Origin of the sequence: Streptomyces sp. NPDC052043 (genome assembly GCF_044548235.1) — a bacterium.
Taxonomy (GTDB): domain Bacteria; phylum Actinomycetota; class Actinomycetes; order Streptomycetales; family Streptomycetaceae; genus Streptomyces.
Map to the genome: position 1 here is coordinate 718,114 of NZ_JBIUBT010000001.1, position 22,060 is coordinate 740,173.

Genomic DNA, 22,060 nt, shown 5'->3' on the forward strand with positions numbered 1-22,060 from the left:
CCCGACCGAATCGGGCCCGGGGCGCGCACCGCACCAACCCCAACCACCCTGAGAGGAGCCCGTGATGGGCGCATTCAAGATCGGCGACCGCGTGATCGTGGTCGCCGCCGACGAGGAGAACGCCGGCACGGTCGGCAAGACCGGCACTGTCGTCGACGACGGCAGCCTGTCCGGCGGGCTGATCGGCGTGAAGGGCATCGACGGCCGGTTCACGGAGGCCGTGAAGGGCTACCGCGGCTACACCGCCGACCAGTTGAAGGCGGTGTGACCGTGCGTTTCCTCGCCTCCTTCAACCGTGAGCGTCCGGCCCGCCGGGAGATGGCGCTGGTGCTGCTGGCGATTGTCGTCCTGCTGGTCGTGCAAGGCGTGACGCATTCCGTCCTGGCCGCCGGTATCGCCGCCGTGGGCGCGTTCCTGGTCGCCGCCGCCGTCATCGACCACCGCACCCCCACCGAGACGGGCGCCTCGCGCCGCTCCCGCTGATCGTCGCCACCTACCTGATCACCCACTGACCTGAAGGGACCGAATCCGCCATGACTGCCAGCCCGTCGACGGTGAACGGCCAAGCCCGGCCGCCAGCCCTGCCCATGCTGGGGGACTGGCAGCCCATAGAGGCCACCCCCACCCCCGAGATCCCCGAGCCCGCACCCGAGGTCGAGACGAAGCCGGCCGCGGCGCAGCCCGACAACGACCTGATCGCGCAGGCCGAAGCGGAGGCGATCCGCTCGAAGGCCTGGGCGGAGTCCGAGGAGCGCCGCCTCGCCGCCGAAGCCGAGAAGGAAGCCGCCCTCAAGCGAGCCGACGCCGAGGCCGAGGCAATCCGGATCAAGGCCACGGAGGACGCCCGCAAGACTCGCCTCGCCAACGACCGCGCCGAGCGGAAGGAGACCGAGGAGAAGGAGGCGTCGGAGGCGCGGATCGCCGAGAGTCGGAAGCGCAAGGCGGACGCTGACCGCGCCCGCGCTGACGCCGAGCGGAAGGACCAGGAGCAGCAGGCCGCCGAGAACGAGGCCGCCGAGGAGATCAAGACGGCGGACGACAAGTGGCGGTCCTACGCGATCCGGTTCGCGGTCGTCTGCGGCATCGTCTCCCTGCCCGTCCAGATGAGCTTCTTCTGGAACCCGAAGGCGCCATGGATGGCCGCCGCCCCGATCATGCTCGAAGGCGCGGCGTGGGTCGTGCACCGCGGCGCGCACGCCGCTGTCGCGAACCGGCGCCCGGTGTGGCACTACCGCACCATCGTCTGGCTGCTCTCGTTCCTCGCCGCGGGCGTGAACCTGTACCACGGCCTCCACTCCTTCGACCCGGGCACGGCTCTCGCGACCGCGTTCGCGTCGATCGCCGGCCCCGGCGTGTGGGACCTCCACGAGCACGGCCGCATCCGCAAGCGCGACGGTGCCCTGTCCCGGAAGGAGCGCAAGGCGCAGCGGAGGGCGGAGCGTGCGAAGGCCGCGCAGAAGGCTGCCGAGGAGGCGCAGAAGCGGGCGGAGCAGGAGGCCGCGAACAAGGCCGCCGCGGAGGCAGCGGACATGCTCGCCGGCGCCCGCGCCGAAGAGTTCCCGGACGTGTGGGACGAGGCGGAGAAGATCGCTGCGGCGGTCGGCGAAGTCACCGTCACCGAGGCTGTCTGGGCGCGCGCCTACCGCAACATCCAGGGCTGCGATCCGGGCGAGTCCATCGAGTCCATCACCGCCCGCCGCAAGGCCGAAGCGCGCGTCGAATCCGCCCTCTCCGGCACCCCCGTGAACACCCTCAGCAAGAACAAGAACGCGCAGCGTGGCGCCCAAACACCCCGCTCCTCGAACAAGCCCGTTCCGCCCGTCCGGAAGGCCGGCGACACACCCCGCTACCACCGCGCCGCCGGCCGCGCACACGGCGACCTGCTGCGCCGCTCGAAGGCCGCCAAGAGCACCCGCCCGAACGACAACTAACCCACTCTCAGGAGAGATCAGCATGAACAGCACCCTTCGTCAGATTGCCGTCTCGGGCGGCGCGGCCGTGGCCCTCCTCGGAGGCGCCGCCGCGATCACCACCGCCGCCGCGCCGACCGCTTCCGCGGCCGAGGCGCGGACCGTCGCCCACGAGTCCGTGACCGCCCCCGTGACCCTGCCCGACGGGCGCACGATGCGGATCACCGGCATGGGCGGCTACGGCCACCACGCCAGCGGCGAGCACATCGACACCGTCACCACCGTCGCCTACCGGGACGACACCAATCCGGGCGGCACGAACGGCATCGACTCCGGCCTCACCCCCGACGGGTCCGGCTCCCCGCTGCAGAACCCGTACAACCAGCAGCCGCAGTACCCCGCCGGCTACAACCAGCAGCAGATCAGCACCCAGGCCGGCGGCGGCGTCGCCATTGGTGCCGGCGTGGTGGCGATCCTCCTCTTCGGAACCATCGTGTTCTTCCGGGTGCGGCACAAGCACCTGGCGGTCGGAGACCTCGTCGCCGTCCTGTTCCTCGGTGTCGCGGTCGGCGGAACCGTCATCGGAACCATGATCCACCAGATCACCAACAGCGGCGTCGGCTCCCTCGGCGGCGTCATCGGCGGCCTCTAGCCACCCCCGGGGCCCGGCACCCGCCGGGCCCCGCCCCCCTCAACCCCAGGAAGGACCAGGCCAGTGGCCACCGAAGTCGAGCCCACCAAGAACGTCGAGCAGAAGCCCGCCGACGAGGCGCAGCAGCAGGAGAAGGAGACCGCCGGCCCGTCCCGTATCGAGCGCATCAAGACGGCGTTCGCCGAGCAGCGCGGCCACGCCGCCGCCCGCGGGAAGGACTGGCTGGCCGTCAACGACCTCGACGACGACGAGGCCGCGCAGCTCGCCGAGCAGCGGAAGCAGCACAAGCACGGCGAGAAGATCGCCAACAAGCAGCGGCACCTCACCCACCTGCGGCACCGGCACGCCACGGCAGAGGCCCAGGCCGAGCAGGGCGGCAACCCCGGGCAGCACGGCCACCTCGCCGGACAGGTCGCCGCCGAGCAGACCAAGCTCGCCGTCCTCCAGGCCACCCCCGTCCTGCCGCCCACCCCCCGTGAGATCGCCAACGTCCGCACCCACCTGAAGGCCAAGCGCGCCGCGATACTCGCCGGTGGCGGGCTCGCCTCCTTCCCCATGCTGGGCAGCGCCGTCGAGATGACCGCCCACGGTCAGCCGCTCCTCCTCGCCGCGCTCGGCACCGCGGCCGGCTACGGCTGGTACCTCGTCTCCCGCCCTTTCGACGCCGGCCAGCCTGCACCTGCCCCGAACATCCCGGCGCAGACGCTGGCCGCACCGATCGACCTGACGAAGCCGGAGGCAGCGCCGGTGGGCCGGGTGTTCGACGCGCCGCCGCCGCCCGCGCTCACGGTGCCGCAGCTTGAGGAAGCCCTCCGGAAGATCGGCATGATGCGCGGCGACGACCAGCTGCAGATCCTCGCCGTCCCGGAACGAGGTAAGGACGGGAACACGACGGTGGTGTTCGACCTGCCCGCAGGGCAGACGGTCGCCAGCCTCCAGAACAAGATTGAAGAGTTCGCCGGAGCCATCAAGCGCGACTCCACCATGGTCGACATCGAGAAGGCGGGCAGCGCCGTCCGCACCAGCCTGTGGATCACCGACGAGGACCCGTTCGAGAACACCCGGCCCTCGCCGCTGCTCACGAGCGCGACGCAGCTCGACGCCTTCAAGGAAGGCGTGCCGGTCGGCTGGGGTAAGCGCGGCAACACCATCAAGCTGCCGATCAGCACCTCCAACATCGTCATCGGCGGAGGCACCCGCTCCGGCAAGGGTGTCGGCGCCTCCAACCTCACCGTCGGCTCCACCTTCGACCCGCGCATCAACCTGCGCGTCGTCGCTGGCAAGCAGAACGCTGAATGGGACCCCTACGCCAAGGCTGGGATCGCCTCTACCTACTTCAAGCCCAGCCCGGAGCGGCTGCTGGCCCTGCTGGACGCGCTTGTCGCCGACAAGGACCGGCGGGAAGCCGAGCTCGGCCGGCTCGGCAAGAGCAAGCTGGTGGCTCCTGTGATCGAGCAGATCGGCGGCATTGAGCTCCTCGTCATCGACGAGTTGGCCACGTACACGCGCCCGAAGAAGCCTCTCCGGGAGGAGATCCTCGAGAAGCTGGTGCTGCTCGCATCAGTCGCGGCTGGGGCCGGAATCCTCATGGTGGTCATCACGCAGTACCCGTCTGTGGATGTCATCCCGACCGAACTGGCGATCAACCTCACCACGAAGTGGGCGATGCGCGTCGACAGTGCCGAGCAGTCCAACGCCATTCTTGGCAAGGGCTCGTCTGGCATGGGGCGTGACGCCTCTAAGTTCGACCCGCCGCGGCCGGGTCTGGGTTGGCTGGTGAACCCGTTCGCCGCCGTCACTGACAAGGCCCGCAGCTTTGACATTGACCAGGATGAGCGCGGCGAGATCACGATGCTGTTGGAGAAGGCGGCGAAGATCCGCGAGGGCGCGGGTCGTCTGGCCGGGCAGTGGGACGACCCGATCGAGCGGCACCTCCTCAACGCGACCGGGTTGTCGTCGGCGGCTGGTGGGCCGAAGCGGGACGGGGTTCCGGGCCGGAACGTCATCAACCACACGCCGGAGCAGCGGATGCAGATGGACGCCTGCCGCGGCTGCCTGATCGCCATGAACGACCTCGGCCGTGACGTCGCGCAGCTCGACGAGATGGCCGAGATCATCGGCGGCGGCATGGCGGAGGAACGCCTCGGCGAGCTGCTGCGGGCGGCCGGGGCCGGCGGAACGGTGAAGATCACGGTTCCGCACAAGACGGGGCGGGTGAACGGCTACAAGCGGGCCGACATCGTCGACGCCCTCGATCTGCTGGAAGGCAACTGACCGGGTCGGTTTGACCCGATACACCCCGGACAGGCCCACCCGAAATGCACGTTACGCCCGGACTGCCCCCCGGACGCCCCCCGGGCGTTGATCTTGCCGACCCGGACGTGACCCGGGTCGCGTCCACCCCCCGTCCGGGGGGACGTCCGGGTGCAAACCACCGCATGTCCACCCGAACAAACCCACACAAACAGGATTGGAGATCCCATCATGCCCAAGGAGTGGCAGCCCCGCGACGAGAAGAAGTTCGCCCGCCAAGTCGAGCTCGGCAAGCCCTACTGGGTGATCGCCGACATCGACACCAGCCGCGCCCGGTTCGAGGACGACCAGATGTGCCGCGTCTACGTGTTCACCGAGCGGTCCAGGCTCACCGGCACGCCGCGCACCGAAGGCGGCATGACCGCCACCGAGCTCTGCCGGAACTGGGGCCCCGTCTACGACACCCGGCCCGCCGACATGCGCGCCTTCGGTGAGCCCCTCTCCCGGGTCGGTGCCCCGCTCGGCCGCAACCACAGCGCGCCGCTGGACGAGGCGGAGATCCGCGCCCTGGAGAAGCTCGCCGCGCAGGGGGAGGACCCGCGCACCCGCCGCATCGGCGGCTGGCGCGTCTGACCCGCAACACCCAACCGATCAAGGAGGAGGACCCCATGGCGAAGACGATCGCCAGCTACAGCACCCCGGGCGGAGGCACCGTCACGCTGCACGCCGGTGGCCTGCTGGCAGGCATCGCTGGCAACGGCCGCTTCTACCGATGCACCGGCTGCGGTCCGGGCCTATTCAAGGTCACCAACTGGTCGAACGAAGCGCAGGCCGATCTCGTCGACTACGACGCCACCGAGCGGGACGCCGCACAGCACGCCCGCACCTGCCACCGCAACCCCAAGTAGCTGAGCCGGGGCGCCCCTCGAATGCCTGGAAGCGACCAGGGGCGCCCCGGTCCCCTCAACCCGAATCAAGATCGAACGAGGAGACCCTCATCATGACAGCTCGCATGACCGACCAGCAGTGGGAGGCCCAGAACGGCAGCCTCTCGCCGAACGAAGCGAACATGCGCGGCCTGTGCTGGCACTGTTCCGGCAAGGGCGCCAACTGGACCGCGTTCGGCGGGGTGCAGCGCAAGGTGACCTGCGGAGTGTGCCTGGGCGACGGGAAGTCCCGCCGATGACCGCCGCGACCGCAACCCGCACCGCGCCGCCCGTCCTCGACCTCGACGCCCGGCTCGCACTCCGCGGCGCCCTCATGGAAGAGCGCATCGAACTCGCCCACACCGCGATCGATGTGAACACAGCGCACATCCCCTCCGCCGAGCCGCTGCCCGAGGTGACCGCCCCGCCGCTGATCGTGCCGGCCGCCGCCCCGTGTCCGTACTCGACGCCGCTCGCCGCGGTGCTGTGGCGGGCCCGGCAGCGGATGGAACGGGACGGCTCGTGCACCGGCCAGCTCCATGACGGCGCCCGCGCCTGCTCCATCGGCCACATCCGCGCTGAAGCCTCCAGCCGCGGCCAAGCCGACGACGCGTGCGCCGTCCTCCTCGAGGCCATCCGCCGGGACTTCCGCGACGCGGACGCGATCGGGTCCTGGCACGACTCGCAGCGCGGCCCGCGCCTGCCCCTGCTCTACCTGGGGCGCGCCGCCGACCTCGCACACGCCCGCAGCAAGTAAGGAGAACCACGCATGGCCGACTACAGCAACCCGAACACCCCGCTCACCGCAAGCCGCTACGCGTGGGACGCCACATTCAAACGCGGACCCGCGCACCGCGGGCGCTTCGAATCCCAGCGCATCGAAGGAAGCTACGACACACAGCCCGGCGCCACCGTGGGATCCCTCCTCGCAGGGCTCACCAACTGGTACGCGCAGACCAACGGCATCCCCGTCGCCGACGTCACCATCCTGAGCTACTCGCTGCGCGAGAAGTGAGCGCTGGCCGCTGAACTCGCACACGCCCGATCCATCTGACCGAAGGAGAACCCATGCCCAAGCCCACCCCCGACCAGATCCGCAAAGCCGGCCGCCAGTTGCAGCGCGGCGGACTCCTCGGCCGCGGCAGCAGCAAGAAGGCCGACCAGCTCGTCCGCGACGCCGAAGAAGCCGGACTCGATGGGCGCGACGTCGCCTTCCAGATCCTCGGCGCAGCAGCCGACTACGAGCCCCGGCCCTGGGCCAGGTAGGAGCCGCGTTCCCGCCAGGCGCCCTTCCCTAGCCAGACACAGCAAGCCCCCGACCGCCACCCGCGGCCAGGACAACACCCAACGAAGGAGACCCTGATGTCCAACCCCACCACCAGCTACGGCTCCGAGCTCGAGATCGGCGACGACGCCGGCCACGACGACACCCCCGTCTGCTGCGACGCGGACATGACCCCGAAGCCGTGCGGCGACGGCAGTGTTGAGCACACCTGCGGCGACTGCGGCACCGTCCTGGAGATCGCACCCAGCGGCGTCGTCCGCGACATCCGCGAGCAGCAGACCGCCTGATCAGCCAGACACGCCAAGGCCCCGACCGTCGTGATCCCCGGTCGGGGCCTTCGTCGTGGGTGCGGGTACGGCGCGGGCCATCCACCGGTTGTCGGTGAGCAGCACCGGCAGCATCACCGGCACGTAACCGGCATCCACCAGCCGTGCGAGGCCTTCGACGCACTCGTCCTCGCTGTCCGCGTGCACCCCGATCCGGATCGCCATGAACGCAGTGTCGCGCGCGGCGCGGGGGAGCGGGGCGGGAACGGGGGAATCAGACCGCCGTGACCCGCAGGCAGGCCGGGCAGGTTACGGCGATGTTGTCCGTGCTGGAGAGCGGCCGATCCAGCAGACGGCCCCGGGCATCGAAGAGCCGAATCCGCTTACCGCACGCGGTCGCCATCGGCCGGGTATGCGGGACGGGCACGTCGTGGACGCGGGTGCCGCCCTTCAGTCGGATGCGGCGGGTCTCCTCGGTCTTGAACATCAGGGCCGCCACTCCTCGCGGTAGCCGGGCCTGCCGCTGTACACCGAGGCCAGGTCGATGACGTCTGGGCATGGCCAGCGGCGGCCGTCGTGGTTGCAGACCTGCACGCCGGGGTGCGCCCGCTCGCAGCGCATCGAACAGTCGACTGATCCGCTGCTGTGCGGCGAGTGCCGTTCCAGCGTCCGCCGCTTGGCGTCGATCTCGCGCAGCACCTGCGCCGGATCATGCTCGGCGATGTGCTCGGCGATGCCGGCCCAGTTCGCCGAAGCGCACTCCTCCGCACGGTCGCCTTCGGTGGCGACGATGACGCCAGTCTCGCCGACCTGTCGGAAGCTGTCGCCCGCGCGCCGCGCGATCTGCTCGTCCTCGTCGAGCTGGGCGTGCAGCCAGTCGGGCAGGGTGTCGGTCATGCGCTGCTCCCGGTGTCGGGGGCGGGCTTGCGGAGTCGGGCGGCTCGTTCTTCGTACCGCTCGTCGGGCTGGATGTCGGCGGCACGGGCCAGCTTGCGGACAGTGGCGTAGGTCCAACCGGACACGCGGGTCACCTCCGAAGGCTTCACCCCTGCACGCAGGGCCGAGATCACGTAGGCGACCCGCTGAGGGCGGGGCCACCCGGAAGCGTCGTCCACCTGGGGTACCGCCAGCACCTCGATCCGGTGGGGAACGTAGCGCCGGTTCAACTCTTCCCAGGTGCGGGGCGTGCCGCCGAAGCCGGCTACGTGCTTCCAGCCGTCCTCGTCACGGCGGAAGTTCAAGCCGTGCACGGCGACCATGGACCCGATCGGCGGCTCCGGCGCGGGCTCGGCAGAGGCGCCCAGCCGTGCGAGCTCCAGCTTCCACCAGGGCCGGGCAAGGTAGTCGGCCGCCCAAGCGGGCTTGGCCCCCATCGGCAGGGCTGAGTTGCAGTCCTGGCAGAGGAGGCCGCGCACTGCCCATTGGCCGACTGTGTCGTCGTGGTCGACGACCAGGAAGCCGTGCCCTGTCTGTTCTGGCTTCGCTCCGCAGATCTGGCAGGCGCCGTTGGCGTGGGCGATGAGTCGGTCATAGTCCTGGCAGCTCAGGCCGTAGAGCCTATGACCGCAACGGGACTTCCTCGGGCGCTGATGCATGGCGGTTGCCGTCACGCGCCCTCCTCGGCCGCGGCCTTCTTGGCGGCCCGCTCTTTGTCGATGCGGTCGGCGATCTTCCGTGCCCACTCGCGGCTGTACGGCGTGTGCTTGGCGATGGTCATGAGGGGGACGCCAGCGGCGCGCGCGTCGGCGACGAGCTCGTCGAGCGTGGCCCTGGCCTTCTCGTGGGCGGTGGTTGCTCGGTCGAGCTTGCGAAGCCAAGCGGCTTCGGTCTGCGAGTCGGGGCGTGGCGTCATGTCCCAGATGGTCTCACGGGCGGGTGCCAAGTCGATAGGCAGCTCGCTGCCAACTGAGTGGGCGTCGCTCTGTCGATTCGTCATGCCAACTATGTTGCACTCTGAGGGTGGGTCGTGTCATCATCGAAGTGCCAAGAAAGTTGGCAGTGGGTCGCACTGAGGGGGACCAGATGATCGACAGTAACCGCACCCGCAGGGCAGCGCTGAAGGCCCGCGCCACCGCGAACCGCCTCGTCGCCTCCTGTAAGCGTCGGCCCCGCTCGATCGCCACGCACCTCATCGCGGCCGGCGTCGACGCGCAGACCGCCTCCGGTGCCGCGTCCGGCATGAAGGCCGCCGCCAAGCGGATCGGTCTCGCCCCCGCCCAGGTCGCTCGTACCCGCCGTACCACGGCCGGCGGACGTGCCCGCATCACCCGCACCGTTACCCGCTGGACCCGCAACCAGCTGCGCCGGCTGCTCGCGGCGTACAACCCGCGCAAGGCCGAGTATCGCGCTGCTGTCGCTCGCCTCGCCGCCGCACTTACCTAGGAGAAACTGTGCCACCGAAGATCAACCTGATGGGCCAGCGGTTTGGCCGCCTGACCGTCATCGGCGAAGCCGAGAACATGGGGCGACGCCCGGCCTGGCTGTGCCGCTGCGACTGCGGCACCGAGACCATCAAGACCGGTACTGCGCTCAGGTGCGGCGAGGTCAAGTCGTGTGGTTGCGCCAAGGGGTCGAAGCTCGACCTGGTCGGCCAGCGATTCGGGCGACTGCTCGCCATCGAAGAGGCCGGACGCAACGCGAAGCTGGATGTGCTCTGGCTCTGCCGCTGCGACTGCGGCAAAGACACCGTGAAGTCAGGCAGCGACCTCAGACGGGGTGGCACCAAGTCCTGTGGATGCCTGCAGCGTGAGGCCGCAGCACGTCATGCCACACGCCACGGCCTCAACGACAACCCCCTGTATCGCCGCTGGCGAAACATGATCGACCGGACGAGCAATCCGAAGAACAAGGCGTACCCCGACTACGGCGGTCGCGGCATCGGTGTCTGTGAACGGTGGAAGTCGTTCGACAACTTCGCCGCTGATATGGGCCCCGCGTTCTCTCCAGACTTGACGTTGGACCGGATCGACAACGACGGCAACTACGAGCCTGGCAACTGTCGATGGGCCACGCAGATCGAGCAGCAGCGCAACCGGCGCAGCAACCGCAACATCACGTGGCGGGGGAGGGTCATGCCCGTCGCGGCCTGGTCTGAGGTACTGGGGCTCAAGCGACACCTCGTGGGGCAGCGTCTGCGCCAAGGCTGGTCTGTTGAGCGCGCTCTGACTACGGGTGCCGACCCGGCAGCCCTCGCCCGGCTTACCGCTTCCGAAGATGCCTGATCCAGCCCGCCCCACCCGCAAGGAGCCCCGATGCCCCGCATGATCGGCCGCCGCTGCCCGGACGGTCCCGGTGGGCGCGACTGCCACTGCTGCGGCCAGCCGCCCGGCAAGCAGCGCACCACCGCCCGACGCCGCGTGAAGCGCTCCGAGCGCAACACCTGGAAGCGGGAGGCCCGCCAGTGACCTCCCCGCCGCGCATGACCGCCCCGCTCCCGCCCGCCCCCGTCGAGCCGTTGGTGGAGCCTGGCCCGCCCGACGGCCGGTGGGAGGAGACCGCCAGGGAAGCCGCGAGGGAGGACGCTGCCTACTGGGATGCCGTCTACGACACCGAACCCGACGACCCGTCCGACCACTACCACTACTGACCGCGACCCGACAGGATTACCCCATGCGCCTCCGCCAAGCCCACGCCATCCTCGAAGCCGCAATCGCCCTCGAAGCATCCGGACTCGGCGTCGAGATGGTGCCCTTCGACTACGACAAGCCCGGCTCCTGCGTCGACGTGGATCACATGACCGGCTTCGCTGAATTCACCGACCCTGACACGCCCGGCCGTGACGCCCGCACCTACAACATCGACCTCAAGCCCAGCAGCGACGGCAAGCACGTCGAGGTCTACCTCACCTACGGGTTCGACCCCGACGGCGGCTGCCTCCTGTACGGCAAGCGTAGCGTCGCAGGCGAAGACCCCGACGAGCCCCGGTTCCGTGGCCTGGTCGGCGCCGACATCGCCGAGAGGGTCGTTGAGGAGATCCGCAAACACGAGCAGTCGTTCCGCGCTGCATACGAGGAGCGCAGCGGCAAGGAGTGGACGGACGCCTGACGGCACCACCGCCGAGGGCCTGCCCTGTCACCGGGGTGGGCCCTCACGCGTGCGCGGCAGCGGGCAGACTGGTGGGGAGGATCAACCTGAGGAGGTGGTTCCATGCCTGGGAAGCGACACAAGCCGTTCGCCTCCAAGGCTCAGCCAGTGGCGTTTCTTTTTCGCCTCGCCGAAGCTCCGGCGCTATGCCAGGGCGAAGGCGCACGCCACGAAGGGCGGCCCCGTCGTCCGCTACCGTCGTCTTCCGGCGCGTAAGGGCGTCCGCCGCCGCTGACACCCGCGCGAGCCCCCGCCCACCTCACGCCGCCCGCGTCAGATCGACCGGCTCCTCGTCCGCTCCGGGCTGCGCCGCATCCTCTGGAGCCGGGTCCGCCGGCTCGTCCCCGGCGTTCGGGTCCTCGCCCGTGTTGTACGGGTCCCCGGCCGGGACGGTCGCCCCGTCCTTCTCGGCGATGATCCGATGCACCTCCGCCAGCACGTCGGCCTCGTCCAGCTCCGGGCTGCGCAGCTTGACCTTCATGTACGTGCTGATCGCCCCCGCGCTGTCGAGCAGTTGCAGGGTGCGCGCGGTGGCTTCCTGGTCTGGCTGCACCGCCTGCGGCCACGACGCCGTGAGCTCGGCTGCCGGGTCGACGCCCTTCGCGCCGCAATGCCGGACATCCACCATCAGCATCGTCGTCAGATGCTGCAACAAGGCCGGCCGCTGGTACAGGATCTTCAGACCGCGGGTCGACAGCGACAGCTCCTTCCGCGCCGCGACCTCCGTCGCCGTCACCGCCACACTGCCCTCGTCGCCGTAGGACTGGCCGGAGTAGCCGGCGCTGCTGAGGATCTGGTTGCGGAGCGCCTTGGACGTCCGCTCGTGCTCGTCGACTCGGATCGTGAACTGTACTTCGGTGATGGCGTCCTTGCTGCCCTCGTCGAGCATGTTGAGGCCGACGATCAGCTCCTTGTCCAGATTGAACGAGCCGCCCGTGCCGGGCCCGTCGGTGTCCAGCATCGACTGCGGCAGCATGATCCGGCTCTTGCCCAGCCGCAGATCCCGCATCCACGACGTCCACGTCTCGTCGAGGGCGTCCATCATCGGCTCGATGCCGGCGAAGTCGCTGCGGCCGAGCGGCGCGGTGTCGGGGATGCCGTCCCATTGCCGGTTCGGCAGCATGTTCGGCAGGTGGGTGATCAGCAGCCGGTCGATGCCCGTCGACTGGCGTCCCTGGCTGTCGGTGCGCTTCACGAGGTACTCGGTGTCGGGATGGTCGGCGAGATCCATGCGCATGCCGAGCGTGTCCACCGTGCCCTCGTACAGGCCGTATTCGATCGCGCCGGGCGTGTGGAACTCCAGCAGCCGCCACACCTTGTTCTCGTCCTTCAGAGGCAGCAGCTCGCGCCACACGATTGCCTCAGCCAGCTCACCCCACCGCCACGTCGGCACCACCGCCTCCGCCGCGATCACATCCGTCCACGGCCGCGGGCGCAGCGCCCGGTCCCACACCACCCGCAGATAGACGTTCGACAAACCCGCGGTCATCTCGCTGGCCTCACGCATCTTCGCGTGCCCGCGGTCGTCCAGGTATCGCTTGATCTGATCCGTCGTCGACTTCGCCAACGCCTTGTCGCTGACCGAGTCGGCGTCGACGGTCACCGTCGGCACATCCGTCCACAGCAGATTCGCGCTCATCTCCGCAATGTCCCCGCCGAGCGGGATGTGCAGCTTCGCAGCCTGCTGCCCGGGCGCAGCCGGCTGCCCCCAGAACATGCGCAGCTCCTCACCACCCGCCGCACGCCGCTGATCCACCTCGAAGAACTGGCGGGCCACAGCGTTGCTGCGGTAGTTCGCCGGACCCCCGTACACCGCGGCCAGATGATCCGTGTTGCCCGAATACCAGGCCTGCCACATGTTCATGTCCGCATGCGGGACCTCCAGCTGCGGCGGCGGCCACGGGACATTTCCAGACGGAGGCAGCGGCATGACGTGTCCTTCCTGGTCTATGCGGCGAGGGCGAGCTGGCGCTGCCACAAGGGGCGGGTGGTGAAGATGCCGTAGCGGAGGGCGTCCACGCCGTGATCCGCCACCTTGATCGGTTTCTCTTCGCCGCGGAGGGCGGCCTTGTCGTCCCACGAGTAGCCGCCGATCTCCTGGATCAGCGCCTTGCACGACTCGTGGACGAGGAGCTTGTTCGCGGCGAGCAGGCTGGAGACGACGCGGATGCCGTCCATGACGTCGTTCTTCGCCGGGGTCGGGGTGAGCTTGTCCCGCTTCAGTTGCGTCACGAACGAGGCGGCGGACGGGTCGACGGTGATGAACTGCGGGCGCACCACGCCGATGTCGGGAACGTCCTGCATCCAGGCCCGGAGCCGTGTCGAGTATTCGGTGTCGGTGAGCTGCCGCTTCGTCTGCCGCGCCTCGTATCGCCACTCCGCCGCTGCGTACAGCCGGCGGTCCCGGCCGAGCCCCAGCAAGACGGCGTGGAACGGGTTACTTGTCCCGTAGTCCACGCCGAGGCTGATCCACTTGTGGATGCCCTCGCGGGGCAGGCTGGTGACGATGTGCCGGTCCCGGTCCCACGAGTCGTAGATGGCGCCCTCGGCGGCCACCCACTCGCCCAAGATAAAGCGACGGTAGAAGAGACCCTCGTGGGAGGCTTTCATGTCCTCGACGTAGTCGGGGTCGAGGAACGGGTTGTCGTCGATCGTGAACGAGAACCGGCTCACCGGCTTCTTCCCGACCTGTGACAGCCAGTCCCGCATGAACCAGTGCGCCGGATTGTCGGGGTTGGTCGTGCAGTACAGCTGACTGCCCTTCACCGACATGCGCCCATACAGCTGCTCGAAGAAGATCTGCGGGATGAGCGTGACCTCGTCCACGTAGGCGCCGCACACCGTCATGCCGCGGATCTTGGGCTCGCTCTTGGCGTCGTTCGCGCCGATGACGTGCACTGTTCTGCCGAGGATCGTCGCCGTCGGCGCGCCCGGCGTGTAGTGGATCAGCTTCGCGATGTCGCCGAACAGGGCCGGGTCCTGCATGGGGAGGAATAGGTTCCGGTGGATAGTTTGCGCAGTCTTGCCGATCATGACGAGCTCGCCCGTCGTCGGCGCCTGCGCAATAAAGATCAGCCACTTCAGCAGGGAAGCGATCGTCTTCCCCGAACGGATAGCACCCTCCCAGCAGGAGATCTTCGTCGTCGACTCGGCGACAGACCTGATCTGCTTCCGTGACAAAGGAAGGGCCTCGAGCACGGCTACGCCTCACCCTCGGCGTCCGCAGCCCCATCCTCGCCCTGCTCATCGAGGCCGCGCGAGAACGCCGTCAGTGCAGCGCCCAGCGACCCGAGCATGCTCTTGGCGCCCTCAACGTCCGACGAGGTCTCGGCCGGGGCCAGCTTCAGTGACCGGTCAATGGCCAAGCCGGCTGCGCCCATGAGGGCCCGCTTGTCGGCGGGCGTGGGCTGGTCGGCGAGCTTCTCGTCGTAGTCGTGGTCCTTGCCGCCCCAGTCCCAGTACAGCTGCGGTTCCCACATCTGGGAGCGCAGCTTTTCGGCGTCGCCGACGAGGTCTTCGGCGAGGAGGGAGCGCCGCTCTTCGAGGTCGGCTATCCGTGCCGCGGTCGCGGCCCGCATCTTGGAGCGGTCGAACTTGAGGCCGAGGTAGGCGGCGGTGCGGGAGACGACGCTGTTGGTGATGCCCATCTCGCGGGAGATGGCGTTGCGCCCGAGTCCCTGCGAATGGAGCTCCCGCAGCTCGTCCCAGCGGTCTTCGCCCATCAGTCCGTGATGGTTCAGGCCTCGGCTTGTCATGCAGGCCTCCAACTGGTGCGTGCGCGTTGGCGCAGGAGGGTGGGCAGGGGCGTCCCCGACACCGGCCACGACGGCGACCAGGCGATCACTACGCACCGACAAAATGGGTGCCGAGGTGGACCGGGGATGGGGTTGGCGAACACGGTCCGCCGCGGGTCGAGGCTGAGCCCGCCGGGGAAGAGCCGGCCGGGCCGGACGTGGTGTCCGGCGTAGGCCCGGCATGCGGCGCACGCTCCGGCCTCGGCGACCCAAAGCAGGCGGACACCAGGGCCGAGGGCTTTGGCGACGAGCCGCGCCCCGTGCGCGGCGGCGCTCCCGATCGCCGTGGCCATGGCCCGGCTGATCCTGCCGACGGCGCGCCTGGCCCGTTTGAACACCGAGTGCAGTCCGGCGAGTCCCATGGCGGTGAGGCCGGCGGTGGTGAGGAGTGCGAGCGCGTGCCCGTGCTCTTCCTCAATGGCGGCGGGGATGCTGTCGGCCGCGGCCTGGGCGTCGGCTCCAACCGCGGGGGTGACGGCCGGTGTGGGCTGTCCGCGCATGGCTGCGGCGAGCTTGGACGCCTGCTGGACGCTGTCGTGGGCGGCGGTGAACGCGGCCCGGTCGGCGGCGCGTTGGGCCTGCACGCCCTTGCCCGCGAACGCCTGGCGGAGCAACTGGCGCACCCAGTCGATGAGGTTGTCGAGCTTGTCGGGTATCTGCTGGCCGACGGTTTCGCGGACCCATCGTGTGACGGCGGCTTGTTGGGCGTCGGCGATGGCGGCGGCGAGTGGGCGGGTGGCGTCGGCGATGGCGCGCTGCTCGTGGGCGCGGAGCCTGTCGGGCTGCTGCTGTGCGAGCGCTGCGATGCGGTTGCTGTCCACTGCCACCCCCTCCCGGATCTTCGAATCTAAGGGAATCTTGCCTTCTCGCCTTTGATTGTGCAGCATTGGGGGTGGCTAAGGGTTAACATCAGGGCCAAAGGTTGCGATCAAGGCATCGCACCGAACGGCCGCCCAAGGAGGCTTCCGATGACGACCCCCGCCCAGCCCGAGAACGCACCCGCGGCGCCCGGCAGCCAGCCGGCCACCCCGCCCGCAACCTCGAGCACCCCCGCGCCGACTCCGCCAGAGCCGACCGCAACCCCCGCCACGCCCCAGCCCGAGCCGACCGAGCCGAAGACGACCGACGAACCCAAGGCCAAGGCGCCCACGTTCACCGGCGAGTTCGACCCGGCGAAATTCGAGAAGCTCGTCGAGAACATCCGCGGCGACGTCGCAGCCGAGAAGGCCAAGCGCGAAGCAGCGGAGAAGAAGGGCCAGGAGGAACAGGCCGCCTTCATGAAGAGGGTTGCCGCCGCCTTCGGCATCGAGACCGACGAGCAGAAACCGCCCACCCTCGAGGAGCTCGCCCAGCAGCTGGAGGAGTCCCGCGGAGAGACCAAGGCGTCCCGCGACGAGGCCCGCCAGACCGCTGTCGAACTGGCAGTGCACCGGAACGCCGCCCGACTTGGCGCGGACGCCGACGCACTCCTCGACTCCCGGGCATTCGAGAAGGCACTCGGATCCCTCGACCCCAAGGCCGCCGACTTCACCTCCGCGATGGAGGGCGCAGTCAAGCAGGTCCTGGAGGCAAACCCGAAGCTCAAGGCCAAGCAGCCCGAGCCGAAGGAGTCGGCACCGACGCCGGCTGGGGGCGCGCCGATGGACGGGGCGCCGGGCAGCAAGCGGCAGTTGGGGGCGGCGGATGTGGCGCGCATGACCCCGAAGCAGATCACCCAGGCCGTTCAGGAGGGCAGGCTTAACGCCTACCTCGGCAGCGGCTGACGGCCCATAGGAGCCTCCGTTGTCGATCAACAACTTCAAGCCCGAGATCTGGTCCGCCCAGCTCCTCGACGCGCTCGAGAACGCCCTCGTGTACGCGCAGCCGCAGCTGGTGAACCGCGACTACGAGGGCGAGATCTCCAGCCACGGCCAGTCGGTGCGGATCACCACCATCGGTGACCCGAGCATCTTCGACTACGACAAGTCGGCCAACCTCAACTACGAGGAAGTCGAGACCGCGGGCGTCGACCTGATCATCGACCAGGCGAAGGCTTTCGCCTTCAGGCTCGACGACGTCGACAAGGCGCAGGCGCTGCTCAACCCGATGATGAAGATGGCGACCAACGCCGCCTACGGGCTCCGCGACAAGGCCGACGCCTACGTTGCGTCGCTGTACACCGGCGTCGCCCCGTCGAACACCATCGGCTCCACCGGCAGCGCGATCGCCCTGTCCGGGACGGGCAACGACAAGAACGCCTACGACAAGGTCCTCGTCGACCTCCGCACCAAGCTCGACCGCGCCAACGTGCCCACCGAGGGCCGCTACGTCGTCGTCAGCCCCGAGTTCACGGGGCAGCTCCTGAAGGACGACCGGTTCGTCCGCGTCGACGCGTCCGGCACGAGCGAGGGTCTCCGTAACGGCATGGTCGGTCGGGCCGCGGGCTTCGACATCCTGCAGAGCAACAACACGCCGAACCCCACGGGTCAGGTGCAGGTCGTCCAGGCCGGCTACCCGGGTGCGATCACCTACGCCGAGCAGGTTCTCGAGACCGAGGCGCTGCGCCTGCAGAACACGATCGCCGACGCGATCCGGGGTCTGCACGTGTACGGCGCGCGGCTGCTGCGCCCGACCGGTATCGCGGTCGCTTTCGTCACGCCGTGAGCCGTGATCCTCGCCGCCGCCTCTACTGACCCCGGGAGCTTCCTCATGCCTCGCACCAGCGCCAACTACAGCAAGCTCGTCCCGAACGGCCGCCTCACGGATCCGGCCGGGACCACGATCGACGCCACCCTCGTCACCAACGGCGTGGCGATCGACGCCGCCGACCCGGAGCACACCCTCATCCGCGTCACCAACAGCGCCGGGGCGGCGAAGACCGTCACCGTCCGCGCGGGTGTCGGCCGCCAGTCGTGGATGGCTGGGTCGGGCGACTACACCCAGTCCGTCCCGGCATCGGGCACGGTCTGGCTGGGCCCGTTCACCAGCGCCCGGTTCCAACAGAAGGGTTCGAAGCTCAACGTCGACTTCGAGTCCGGCACCACCGGCACGGTCACCGTGTTCAAGCTCCCGCGGGCCCTCTGATGGGACGCGAGTACATGGGCACGGGCGGGCTGCGCCTGCACCTGGACGAGCCGCTGCCGCCGCAGATGGCCGACCAGGTCGCGCGCGGCCACCTCGTCCCCGTCGACGACAACGCGGTCGAGTCGGAGCAGGCCGACAGCGGGCCGGCGCCGGTGGAGAAGCCGGCCGCGACCGCGAAGGTCGGCGACTGGCGCGCCTACGCGATCAGTCTCGGCATGCCCGGGGACGAGGCTGCGGCGGCAACCAAGGCGGATCTGCAGGAGTACGTGCAGGTCGCCGAGGGCGACGGGTCGGGGGAGTAGCCGATGTATGCGACCGTCAGTGACCTGGAGGCGTGGCTCGCACCGGAGCCTGCGCCTGCGAATGCTGTGCGCCTGCTCGATGTGGCGTCGACGGCGATCGACAGGGCGCTGTACGGGCTCGCATACGACCCCGAAGACCCGGACGTGCAGGCGACGTTGTCGAGGGCGTGTGTGCGGCAGGTGCATTGGATGATCGACCGCGATGACGAGACTGGGGCGCAGAGCGATGTGGCGTCCATGTCGACTGGCCAGCGGTCTTTTGCCCGGTTCGCCCCGCAGAACGGTGGCAGCACACCGAAGCTCGCCTCCTCCGCAGCCGACGTACTGAAGGTCAGCGGCTTGTTCCGCGGCTTCGTCTGGCTGGAGGGCTGATGCCGGGCCACATCGGACGCCAGACCGTCACCGTCCTCGACGCGCCGCTCGTCACGGGCGGCTACAACACGCAGCGCCGCGACTGGGAGCACCCCGACGAGACGGTGGTGCCTGGCTGCACGGTCGACATCACCGGATCGTCGGAGACGAAGGACGCCGGGGATCAGACCGTGACGACGGCCCGCCTGTTCCTGCCTTGGCGCGCCCCGGTGCGGGTGACGGAGTGGATGCGCGTCGCCTGGCAGGACCGCATCTGGGAGGTCGACGGCGTGCCTGAGGAGCCCGAGCTGTCGGGGCCGCTATCGGGGCAGGTCGTCAACCTCAAGGAGGTGGCGGGCTGATGGCCACCCGAGTCTCGATCGACGTCGACCTGGACGAGGAAGCGATCCGCGACCTCGCTGTGAGCGGCGAGGTGCAGGCGGACATGCGGCAGCGCATGGACCGCGTCGTGCAGGTCGCACAGGAGACCGCACCCGTGGACACGGGCGAATACCGCTCCAAGATCCGCCGGATGGACGGGCACGACGCGGACGGCACCAACCACGTCGACGCCGCGGCCGACCACTCCATCTACGTGGAGTACGGCACCCGGCAGACCGACCGGCACGGGCGCCCCATCCACCGCCCCCACCACACGCTCGGACACGCGCTCGACGCCGCAGGAGGCGACCACTGATGACCAGCGCCGAGGCCATCGCGCGCCGCTTCCACGAGACCTACGAGCAGTTGGCGCCCGACCACGACTACGAGACCCGCGAGGCGTCCCGAAAGCCCTGGTCGGACGTACCGGACCAGAACAAGAACCTGATGATCGCGGTCGTCGCAAAGCTCCTCGACGAGGGCGTTGTCCGACCCGGCGACGACAACGAGGAGGCCCACGATGGCTGACGGCGACACCGTGAAGATGCGGCTGACGTTCTGGCGGAACGACCTGCAGCCGGGCGACGTCATCGACGTCCCCGCCGACGAGGTCCACAGGTGGACGGGTTTCGCCGTCCCCGTCGACGAGCCCAAGCCCACCGCCCCGCCTGTGAACCCGAAGCCGGACGTGAAGGCGCCGATCGACGAGTGGCGGGCCTATGCGGTCAAGCGCGGCATGGAGCAGGCGCGCGCCGAGAAGGCCAGCAAGCAGGAGTGCATGGACTACGTCCGCGACGCCAGCGACAGGCCCTGACGCCGTGACCACGCCGCTGGTGCTGCCCGACGGGAAGCAGATCGCCATCCAACTGCTGGGTGCCGATCTGCCCGGCGTGCACGTCGCCGGGAAGCTCCCCGCGGGCAAGGCGCTGAACGCCGCGCTGCCGGTGGTGCGGGTGCTTCGCATCGGCGGCGTGGCGGACGTCCGCGGCTGGGGTGACCCGGCGAGCAGGGACAATCCCCGCTTCTCGATCGACTGCTACGACACCGACGACGACAAGGCCATGCGCCTCGCCCGCCGCGTGTGCGCGGCCTGGGAGCTCCTCAAGGGCCGCGACACGGCGGACGGGATCGTCACCGGCATCAGCCAAGAGACCGGCCCGCAGGACCGACCTGAAGAACCGAACACCGACGTGGCCCGCGTCGGGATGACCCTGGGGATGAGCGTCAGCCCACCCCGCATGACCAGCTAGGAGGCCCACCGTGGGCGACGCGAGCAACATCATCGTCGGTACCGCCGGCAAGGCGTACATGGCAGAGGTCGGGGCCACCTTCCCGACCGGGCCGGAGGAGGCCTGGGGGGACGGCTGGTCTGACCTGGGGTTTGTGACCCCTGACGGCCTGGAGGAGGCGCTGGAGGAGGAGCGCACGCAGCTCGACGCGTGGGGCGAGGACGCGCCCGTCATCGACCTCGCGAAGAAGAGGACGCAGACGTTCAAGTTGGTCTTCAGGGAGACCAACGCGCACATCCTCTCCCTGTACTACCAGGTGCGGCTGGCCTCGATGACCGACACCCCGTCGGCCACCGGGAAGCGGCAGTTCATCAGCTTCGGTTCGGGCAGCGTGGCGGACACGGTGGAGATCGGGCTCGGCCTCGACGTGATCATGTCCGGCAGGCGGCACCGCATCGCGATCGCCCGCTGCGGCGTGTCCGACCGAGGCGCCGTCAAGCACTCCGCCGACGACTCCTCCAACTACGAGATGACGTTCACCGCCTTGGCGGCCCCGGGTGGCGCCCAGTCCGTCCAGCACATGATCACGGACGTCGTCCTGCCCGCCCTGCCCGAAGGCAGCTAGCCCCCCGAACTGGTGGTCTGTCGTGCTCAATCCCTGGGCGGGGGCGGCACGACAGACCACCTGACCAGCCCCCGCCCCAGCCCCTGCCCAAGTAAGGAAGAACCGCCGTGTCCAAGCCGAACCGCAAGGTCATCCGCCTCCAGCAGATGCGCGCCCAGCGCGCCTCCGCAGGCAAGGTCCAGTTCGTCGACGTCATCTTCGAGAACGAGCACGGGCAGGAGGAAACCTGCACGCTGCCCACGCAGGACGACTGGCCCGTCGAGGTCATCGAAGAGCTCGAAGAGAAGGGCGGCAACGCCAACATCGGACTCCTGCGCCAGGTAGCCGTCCCGAAGGATGCGTTCGACCGTCTCGTCAAGGTCGCGAAGCTGACGGTCGGCGAGCTGAAGGCGATCGTCGAAGACCTCTCCGACGAGGCGGGCACCGACGAGGGGGAAGGCGGTGGCTCCTCGACGTCCTCCGAGACCACGCGGGAGCCGTCCGGGCAGACCTCCAGCGCTACTACCCCGGCCGCCGTCTAGAGGAGTTCTGGGCCATGTCCTGGGGGGAGGGGTCAATGAACTGGGCCGAACTGCGGGACCTGGTCGTCGCCCTCCCCGAGGACTCCGCGACGAAGGCCGCGCTCGCCGGGGACATCGACGGCCGGCGCTGGAACTCCGGCACCTACCTGCAAGCAGGCATCTACAACGTGCTGCTCATGGCGGTGCGGATCCTGTGGGCCGCCGGCCAGCTGAAGGGCCGGCCGCCGGAGATGGACCCGATCGAAGCACCGCGCCTCGAGCGGCTGGAGGCGGACGACGAAGCGCAGGCCGTAGCGCAGCAGCGGGCCGAGGTGTACCTCGACTCGTTCTCGCCGGGCCGTAGGGAGCAGGACGAGGCGGACGTGGAGCTGTGGCAGGCCAGGCTCCGCGAACTCGAAACAGCGCAGTAGGAGGGGAGG

At 69.5% G+C, this 22,060-nt stretch carries 39 protein-coding genes; 30 read left to right on the forward strand and 9 right to left on the reverse strand.

What is annotated here, in order from left to right:
• The first annotated feature begins 64 nt into the window (after positions 1-64).
• The 12 genes from ACIHCX_RS03300 to ACIHCX_RS03355 all read left to right on the forward strand — a co-directional run bounded on the left by ACIHCX_RS03300 (position 65) and on the right by ACIHCX_RS03355 (position 7,313).
• Entirely contained in the window at positions 65-268 is a 204-nt protein-coding gene (locus tag ACIHCX_RS03300) for a hypothetical protein (protein WP_400026064.1), read from the forward strand.
• Positions 265-483 (forward strand): hypothetical protein, encoded by a 219-nt coding sequence (locus ACIHCX_RS03305; protein WP_400026065.1) that lies wholly within the window; start codon positions 265-267, stop codon positions 481-483. The genes ACIHCX_RS03300 and ACIHCX_RS03305 overlap by 4 nt, the downstream gene beginning before the upstream one ends.
• A 50-nt stretch (positions 484-533) precedes the next feature.
• Complete coding sequence (locus ACIHCX_RS03310; protein ID WP_400026067.1) at positions 534-1,931, forward strand: hypothetical protein; 1,398 nt, start codon at positions 534-536, stop codon at positions 1,929-1,931.
• A 22-nt stretch (positions 1,932-1,953) separates the two neighbouring features.
• Positions 1,954-2,562, forward strand: coding sequence for a hypothetical protein (locus ACIHCX_RS03315; RefSeq protein WP_400026069.1), 609 nt, complete (start codon positions 1,954-1,956; stop codon positions 2,560-2,562).
• Between the two features lie 63 nt (positions 2,563-2,625).
• Positions 2,626-4,836 (forward strand): hypothetical protein, encoded by a 2,211-nt coding sequence (locus ACIHCX_RS03320; RefSeq protein ID WP_400026071.1) that lies wholly within the window; start codon positions 2,626-2,628, stop codon positions 4,834-4,836.
• Between the two features lie 210 nt (positions 4,837-5,046).
• Positions 5,047-5,448, forward strand: coding sequence for a hypothetical protein (locus ACIHCX_RS03325; protein WP_400026073.1), 402 nt, complete (start codon positions 5,047-5,049; stop codon positions 5,446-5,448).
• Between the two features lie 35 nt (positions 5,449-5,483).
• Entirely contained in the window at positions 5,484-5,723 is a 240-nt protein-coding gene (locus ACIHCX_RS03330) for a hypothetical protein (RefSeq protein ID WP_400026075.1), read from the forward strand.
• Positions 5,724-5,815: 92 nt separating this feature from the next.
• Positions 5,816-6,001 (forward strand): hypothetical protein, encoded by a 186-nt coding sequence (locus tag ACIHCX_RS03335; protein WP_400026077.1) that lies wholly within the window; start codon positions 5,816-5,818, stop codon positions 5,999-6,001.
• A complete protein-coding gene (locus ACIHCX_RS03340) occupies positions 5,998-6,498 on the forward strand; it encodes a hypothetical protein (RefSeq protein WP_400026079.1) in 501 nt (166 codons plus the stop codon). Before ACIHCX_RS03335 ends, ACIHCX_RS03340 begins: the two co-directional genes overlap by 4 nt.
• Positions 6,499-6,510: 12 nt before the next feature.
• The gene (locus ACIHCX_RS03345; RefSeq protein ID WP_400026081.1) at positions 6,511-6,756 is read left to right on the forward strand and encodes a hypothetical protein; all 246 of its coding nucleotides are present in this window, start codon (positions 6,511-6,513) and stop codon (positions 6,754-6,756) included.
• A 53-nt stretch (positions 6,757-6,809) separates the two neighbouring features.
• Positions 6,810-7,007 carry a hypothetical protein gene (locus ACIHCX_RS03350; RefSeq protein ID WP_400026083.1) on the forward strand — a complete coding sequence of 66 codons (198 nt, stop codon included), beginning with the start codon at positions 6,810-6,812 and terminating at the stop codon, positions 7,005-7,007.
• A 96-nt stretch (positions 7,008-7,103) separates the two neighbouring features.
• Positions 7,104-7,313: a hypothetical protein gene (locus tag ACIHCX_RS03355; protein ID WP_400026085.1), complete on the forward strand. Its 210-nt coding sequence runs from the start codon at positions 7,104-7,106 to the stop codon at positions 7,311-7,313.
• Here ACIHCX_RS03355 and ACIHCX_RS03360 read toward each other — a convergent pair whose 3' ends face one another.
• Genes ACIHCX_RS03360 through ACIHCX_RS03380 form a run of 5 tightly spaced genes read right to left on the reverse strand, consistent with a single transcriptional unit; the run spans position 7,314 to position 9,228 of the window.
• Positions 7,314-7,517 carry a hypothetical protein gene (locus tag ACIHCX_RS03360; protein ID WP_400026087.1) on the reverse strand — a complete coding sequence of 68 codons (204 nt, stop codon included), beginning with the start codon at positions 7,515-7,517 and terminating at the stop codon, positions 7,314-7,316.
• A 49-nt stretch (positions 7,518-7,566) separates the two neighbouring features.
• Positions 7,567-7,779, reverse strand: a complete 213-nt coding sequence (locus ACIHCX_RS03365) for a hypothetical protein (protein WP_400026089.1) — start codon at positions 7,777-7,779, stop codon at positions 7,567-7,569.
• Positions 7,779-8,189, reverse strand: coding sequence for a DUF6221 family protein (locus ACIHCX_RS03370; protein ID WP_400026091.1), 411 nt, complete (start codon positions 8,187-8,189; stop codon positions 7,779-7,781). Before ACIHCX_RS03370 ends, ACIHCX_RS03365 begins: the two co-directional genes overlap by 1 nt.
• Complete coding sequence (locus ACIHCX_RS03375) at positions 8,186-8,902, reverse strand: endonuclease domain-containing protein (protein WP_400026094.1); 717 nt, start codon at positions 8,900-8,902, stop codon at positions 8,186-8,188. Before ACIHCX_RS03375 ends, ACIHCX_RS03370 begins: the two co-directional genes overlap by 4 nt.
• A complete protein-coding gene (locus ACIHCX_RS03380) occupies positions 8,899-9,228 on the reverse strand; it encodes a hypothetical protein (protein WP_400026096.1) in 330 nt (109 codons plus the stop codon). Before ACIHCX_RS03380 ends, ACIHCX_RS03375 begins: the two co-directional genes overlap by 4 nt.
• Before the next feature lie 86 nt (positions 9,229-9,314).
• Here ACIHCX_RS03380 and ACIHCX_RS03385 point away from each other — a divergent pair, with 86 nt between their 5' ends.
• The 5 genes from ACIHCX_RS03385 to ACIHCX_RS03405 are packed head-to-tail and all read left to right on the forward strand — an operon-like array spanning position 9,315 to position 11,336.
• Complete coding sequence (locus tag ACIHCX_RS03385; protein WP_400026098.1) at positions 9,315-9,674, forward strand: hypothetical protein; 360 nt, start codon at positions 9,315-9,317, stop codon at positions 9,672-9,674.
• A gap of 8 nt (positions 9,675-9,682) precedes the next feature.
• Entirely contained in the window at positions 9,683-10,513 is an 831-nt protein-coding gene (locus ACIHCX_RS03390) for a hypothetical protein (RefSeq protein ID WP_400026100.1), read from the forward strand.
• A 30-nt stretch (positions 10,514-10,543) separates the two neighbouring features.
• Complete coding sequence (locus ACIHCX_RS03395) at positions 10,544-10,696, forward strand: hypothetical protein (RefSeq protein ID WP_400026102.1); 153 nt, start codon at positions 10,544-10,546, stop codon at positions 10,694-10,696.
• The gene (locus ACIHCX_RS03400) at positions 10,693-10,878 is read left to right on the forward strand and encodes a hypothetical protein (RefSeq protein WP_400026104.1); all 186 of its coding nucleotides are present in this window, start codon (positions 10,693-10,695) and stop codon (positions 10,876-10,878) included. Before ACIHCX_RS03395 ends, ACIHCX_RS03400 begins: the two co-directional genes overlap by 4 nt.
• Positions 10,879-10,901: 23 nt before the next feature.
• Positions 10,902-11,336 carry a hypothetical protein gene (locus ACIHCX_RS03405; RefSeq protein WP_400026106.1) on the forward strand — a complete coding sequence of 145 codons (435 nt, stop codon included), beginning with the start codon at positions 10,902-10,904 and terminating at the stop codon, positions 11,334-11,336.
• Positions 11,337-11,634: 298 nt separating this feature from the next.
• On the opposite strand, the gene ACIHCX_RS03410 is transcribed toward ACIHCX_RS03405, so the two are convergent.
• The 4 genes from ACIHCX_RS03410 to ACIHCX_RS03425 all read right to left on the reverse strand — a co-directional run bounded on the left by ACIHCX_RS03410 (position 11,635) and on the right by ACIHCX_RS03425 (position 15,990).
• On the reverse strand, positions 11,635-13,239 hold the full coding sequence (locus ACIHCX_RS03410; protein WP_400026107.1) for a hypothetical protein: 1,605 nt from the start codon (positions 13,237-13,239) through the stop codon (positions 11,635-11,637).
• 83 nt (positions 13,240-13,322) lie between these two features.
• Positions 13,323-14,573 (reverse strand): PBSX family phage terminase large subunit, encoded by a 1,251-nt coding sequence (locus ACIHCX_RS03415; RefSeq protein ID WP_400026109.1) that lies wholly within the window; start codon positions 14,571-14,573, stop codon positions 13,323-13,325.
• 2 nt (positions 14,574-14,575) lie between these two features.
• Complete coding sequence (locus tag ACIHCX_RS03420; RefSeq protein WP_400026111.1) at positions 14,576-15,130, reverse strand: hypothetical protein; 555 nt, start codon at positions 15,128-15,130, stop codon at positions 14,576-14,578.
• Positions 15,127-15,990, reverse strand: coding sequence for a hypothetical protein (locus ACIHCX_RS03425; RefSeq protein ID WP_400026113.1), 864 nt, complete (start codon positions 15,988-15,990; stop codon positions 15,127-15,129). The genes ACIHCX_RS03420 and ACIHCX_RS03425 overlap by 4 nt, the downstream gene beginning before the upstream one ends.
• A gap of 147 nt (positions 15,991-16,137) precedes the next feature.
• Here ACIHCX_RS03425 and ACIHCX_RS03430 point away from each other — a divergent pair, with 147 nt between their 5' ends.
• The 13 genes from ACIHCX_RS03430 (at position 16,138) to ACIHCX_RS03490 (ending at position 22,051) form a co-directional block, all read left to right on the forward strand.
• Complete coding sequence (locus ACIHCX_RS03430) at positions 16,138-16,932, forward strand: hypothetical protein (protein WP_400026114.1); 795 nt, start codon at positions 16,138-16,140, stop codon at positions 16,930-16,932.
• A 19-nt stretch (positions 16,933-16,951) separates the two neighbouring features.
• The gene (locus ACIHCX_RS03435; protein ID WP_400026115.1) at positions 16,952-17,812 is read left to right on the forward strand and encodes a P22 phage major capsid protein family protein; all 861 of its coding nucleotides are present in this window, start codon (positions 16,952-16,954) and stop codon (positions 17,810-17,812) included.
• A gap of 45 nt (positions 17,813-17,857) precedes the next feature.
• On the forward strand, positions 17,858-18,232 hold the full coding sequence (locus ACIHCX_RS03440; protein WP_400026117.1) for a hypothetical protein: 375 nt from the start codon (positions 17,858-17,860) through the stop codon (positions 18,230-18,232).
• Positions 18,232-18,534, forward strand: coding sequence for a hypothetical protein (locus ACIHCX_RS03445; protein ID WP_400026118.1), 303 nt, complete (start codon positions 18,232-18,234; stop codon positions 18,532-18,534). The genes ACIHCX_RS03440 and ACIHCX_RS03445 overlap by 1 nt, the downstream gene beginning before the upstream one ends.
• Positions 18,535-18,537: 3 nt before the next feature.
• The gene (locus ACIHCX_RS03450; RefSeq protein ID WP_400026120.1) at positions 18,538-18,906 is read left to right on the forward strand and encodes a hypothetical protein; all 369 of its coding nucleotides are present in this window, start codon (positions 18,538-18,540) and stop codon (positions 18,904-18,906) included.
• A complete protein-coding gene (locus ACIHCX_RS03455; protein WP_400026122.1) occupies positions 18,906-19,247 on the forward strand; it encodes a head-tail adaptor protein in 342 nt (113 codons plus the stop codon). Before ACIHCX_RS03450 ends, ACIHCX_RS03455 begins: the two co-directional genes overlap by 1 nt.
• A complete protein-coding gene (locus tag ACIHCX_RS03460) occupies positions 19,247-19,582 on the forward strand; it encodes an HK97 gp10 family phage protein (RefSeq protein WP_400026123.1) in 336 nt (111 codons plus the stop codon). The genes ACIHCX_RS03455 and ACIHCX_RS03460 overlap by 1 nt, the downstream gene beginning before the upstream one ends.
• Positions 19,582-19,794: a hypothetical protein gene (locus ACIHCX_RS03465; protein WP_400026125.1), complete on the forward strand. Its 213-nt coding sequence runs from the start codon at positions 19,582-19,584 to the stop codon at positions 19,792-19,794. The genes ACIHCX_RS03460 and ACIHCX_RS03465 overlap by 1 nt, the downstream gene beginning before the upstream one ends.
• Complete coding sequence (locus ACIHCX_RS03470) at positions 19,787-20,080, forward strand: hypothetical protein (RefSeq protein ID WP_400026126.1); 294 nt, start codon at positions 19,787-19,789, stop codon at positions 20,078-20,080. Before ACIHCX_RS03465 ends, ACIHCX_RS03470 begins: the two co-directional genes overlap by 8 nt.
• Before the next feature lie 4 nt (positions 20,081-20,084).
• Positions 20,085-20,516, forward strand: coding sequence for a hypothetical protein (locus ACIHCX_RS03475; RefSeq protein WP_400026128.1), 432 nt, complete (start codon positions 20,085-20,087; stop codon positions 20,514-20,516).
• Positions 20,517-20,526: 10 nt separating this feature from the next.
• Positions 20,527-21,120, forward strand: a complete 594-nt coding sequence (locus ACIHCX_RS03480) for a phage tail protein (protein WP_400026129.1) — start codon at positions 20,527-20,529, stop codon at positions 21,118-21,120.
• 107 nt (positions 21,121-21,227) lie between these two features.
• Positions 21,228-21,641, forward strand: coding sequence for a hypothetical protein (locus tag ACIHCX_RS03485; RefSeq protein ID WP_400026130.1), 414 nt, complete (start codon positions 21,228-21,230; stop codon positions 21,639-21,641).
• Between the two features lie 35 nt (positions 21,642-21,676).
• Complete coding sequence (locus ACIHCX_RS03490; RefSeq protein ID WP_400026132.1) at positions 21,677-22,051, forward strand: hypothetical protein; 375 nt, start codon at positions 21,677-21,679, stop codon at positions 22,049-22,051.
• Positions 22,052-22,060 lie beyond the last annotated feature (9 nt).

What these genes read in the sequence shown, in the direction of transcription:
- ACIHCX_RS03300 (WP_400026064.1), top strand. Translation starts at nt 65, where the DNA reads ATGGGCGCATTCAAGATCGGCGACCGCGTGATCGTGGTCGCCGCCGAC.
- ACIHCX_RS03310 (WP_400026067.1), top strand. Translation starts at nt 534, where the DNA reads ATGACTGCCAGCCCGTCGACGGTGAACGGCCAAGCCCGGCCGCCAGCC.
- ACIHCX_RS03315 (WP_400026069.1), top strand. Translation starts at nt 1,954, where the DNA reads ATGAACAGCACCCTTCGTCAGATTGCCGTCTCGGGCGGCGCGGCCGTG.
- ACIHCX_RS03325 (WP_400026073.1), top strand. Translation starts at nt 5,047, where the DNA reads ATGCCCAAGGAGTGGCAGCCCCGCGACGAGAAGAAGTTCGCCCGCCAA.
- ACIHCX_RS03330 (WP_400026075.1), top strand. Translation starts at nt 5,484, where the DNA reads ATGGCGAAGACGATCGCCAGCTACAGCACCCCGGGCGGAGGCACCGTC.
- ACIHCX_RS03335 (WP_400026077.1), top strand. Translation starts at nt 5,816, where the DNA reads ATGACAGCTCGCATGACCGACCAGCAGTGGGAGGCCCAGAACGGCAGC.
- ACIHCX_RS03340 (WP_400026079.1), top strand. Translation starts at nt 5,998, where the DNA reads ATGACCGCCGCGACCGCAACCCGCACCGCGCCGCCCGTCCTCGACCTC.
- ACIHCX_RS03345 (WP_400026081.1), top strand. Translation starts at nt 6,511, where the DNA reads ATGGCCGACTACAGCAACCCGAACACCCCGCTCACCGCAAGCCGCTAC.
- ACIHCX_RS03350 (WP_400026083.1), top strand. Translation starts at nt 6,810, where the DNA reads ATGCCCAAGCCCACCCCCGACCAGATCCGCAAAGCCGGCCGCCAGTTG.
- ACIHCX_RS03355 (WP_400026085.1), top strand. Translation starts at nt 7,104, where the DNA reads ATGTCCAACCCCACCACCAGCTACGGCTCCGAGCTCGAGATCGGCGAC.
- ACIHCX_RS03360 (WP_400026087.1), bottom strand. Translation starts at nt 7,517, where the DNA reads ATGGCGATCCGGATCGGGGTGCACGCGGACAGCGAGGACGAGTGCGTC.
- ACIHCX_RS03365 (WP_400026089.1), bottom strand. Translation starts at nt 7,779, where the DNA reads ATGTTCAAGACCGAGGAGACCCGCCGCATCCGACTGAAGGGCGGCACC.
- ACIHCX_RS03370 (WP_400026091.1), bottom strand. Translation starts at nt 8,189, where the DNA reads ATGACCGACACCCTGCCCGACTGGCTGCACGCCCAGCTCGACGAGGAC.
- ACIHCX_RS03380 (WP_400026096.1), bottom strand. Translation starts at nt 9,228, where the DNA reads ATGACGAATCGACAGAGCGACGCCCACTCAGTTGGCAGCGAGCTGCCT.
- ACIHCX_RS03385 (WP_400026098.1), top strand. Translation starts at nt 9,315, where the DNA reads ATGATCGACAGTAACCGCACCCGCAGGGCAGCGCTGAAGGCCCGCGCC.
- ACIHCX_RS03395 (WP_400026102.1), top strand. Translation starts at nt 10,544, where the DNA reads ATGCCCCGCATGATCGGCCGCCGCTGCCCGGACGGTCCCGGTGGGCGC.
- ACIHCX_RS03405 (WP_400026106.1), top strand. Translation starts at nt 10,902, where the DNA reads ATGCGCCTCCGCCAAGCCCACGCCATCCTCGAAGCCGCAATCGCCCTC.
- ACIHCX_RS03410 (WP_400026107.1), bottom strand. Translation starts at nt 13,239, where the DNA reads ATGAACATGTGGCAGGCCTGGTATTCGGGCAACACGGATCATCTGGCC.
- ACIHCX_RS03420 (WP_400026111.1), bottom strand. Translation starts at nt 15,130, where the DNA reads ATGACAAGCCGAGGCCTGAACCATCACGGACTGATGGGCGAAGACCGC.
- ACIHCX_RS03430 (WP_400026114.1), top strand. Translation starts at nt 16,138, where the DNA reads ATGACGACCCCCGCCCAGCCCGAGAACGCACCCGCGGCGCCCGGCAGC.
- ACIHCX_RS03440 (WP_400026117.1), top strand. Translation starts at nt 17,858, where the DNA reads ATGCCTCGCACCAGCGCCAACTACAGCAAGCTCGTCCCGAACGGCCGC.
- ACIHCX_RS03445 (WP_400026118.1), top strand. Translation starts at nt 18,232, where the DNA reads ATGGGACGCGAGTACATGGGCACGGGCGGGCTGCGCCTGCACCTGGAC.
- ACIHCX_RS03450 (WP_400026120.1), top strand. Translation starts at nt 18,538, where the DNA reads ATGTATGCGACCGTCAGTGACCTGGAGGCGTGGCTCGCACCGGAGCCT.
- ACIHCX_RS03455 (WP_400026122.1), top strand. Translation starts at nt 18,906, where the DNA reads ATGCCGGGCCACATCGGACGCCAGACCGTCACCGTCCTCGACGCGCCG.
- ACIHCX_RS03460 (WP_400026123.1), top strand. Translation starts at nt 19,247, where the DNA reads ATGGCCACCCGAGTCTCGATCGACGTCGACCTGGACGAGGAAGCGATC.
- ACIHCX_RS03465 (WP_400026125.1), top strand. Translation starts at nt 19,582, where the DNA reads ATGACCAGCGCCGAGGCCATCGCGCGCCGCTTCCACGAGACCTACGAG.
- ACIHCX_RS03470 (WP_400026126.1), top strand. Translation starts at nt 19,787, where the DNA reads ATGGCTGACGGCGACACCGTGAAGATGCGGCTGACGTTCTGGCGGAAC.
- ACIHCX_RS03490 (WP_400026132.1), top strand. Translation starts at nt 21,677, where the DNA reads ATGAACTGGGCCGAACTGCGGGACCTGGTCGTCGCCCTCCCCGAGGAC.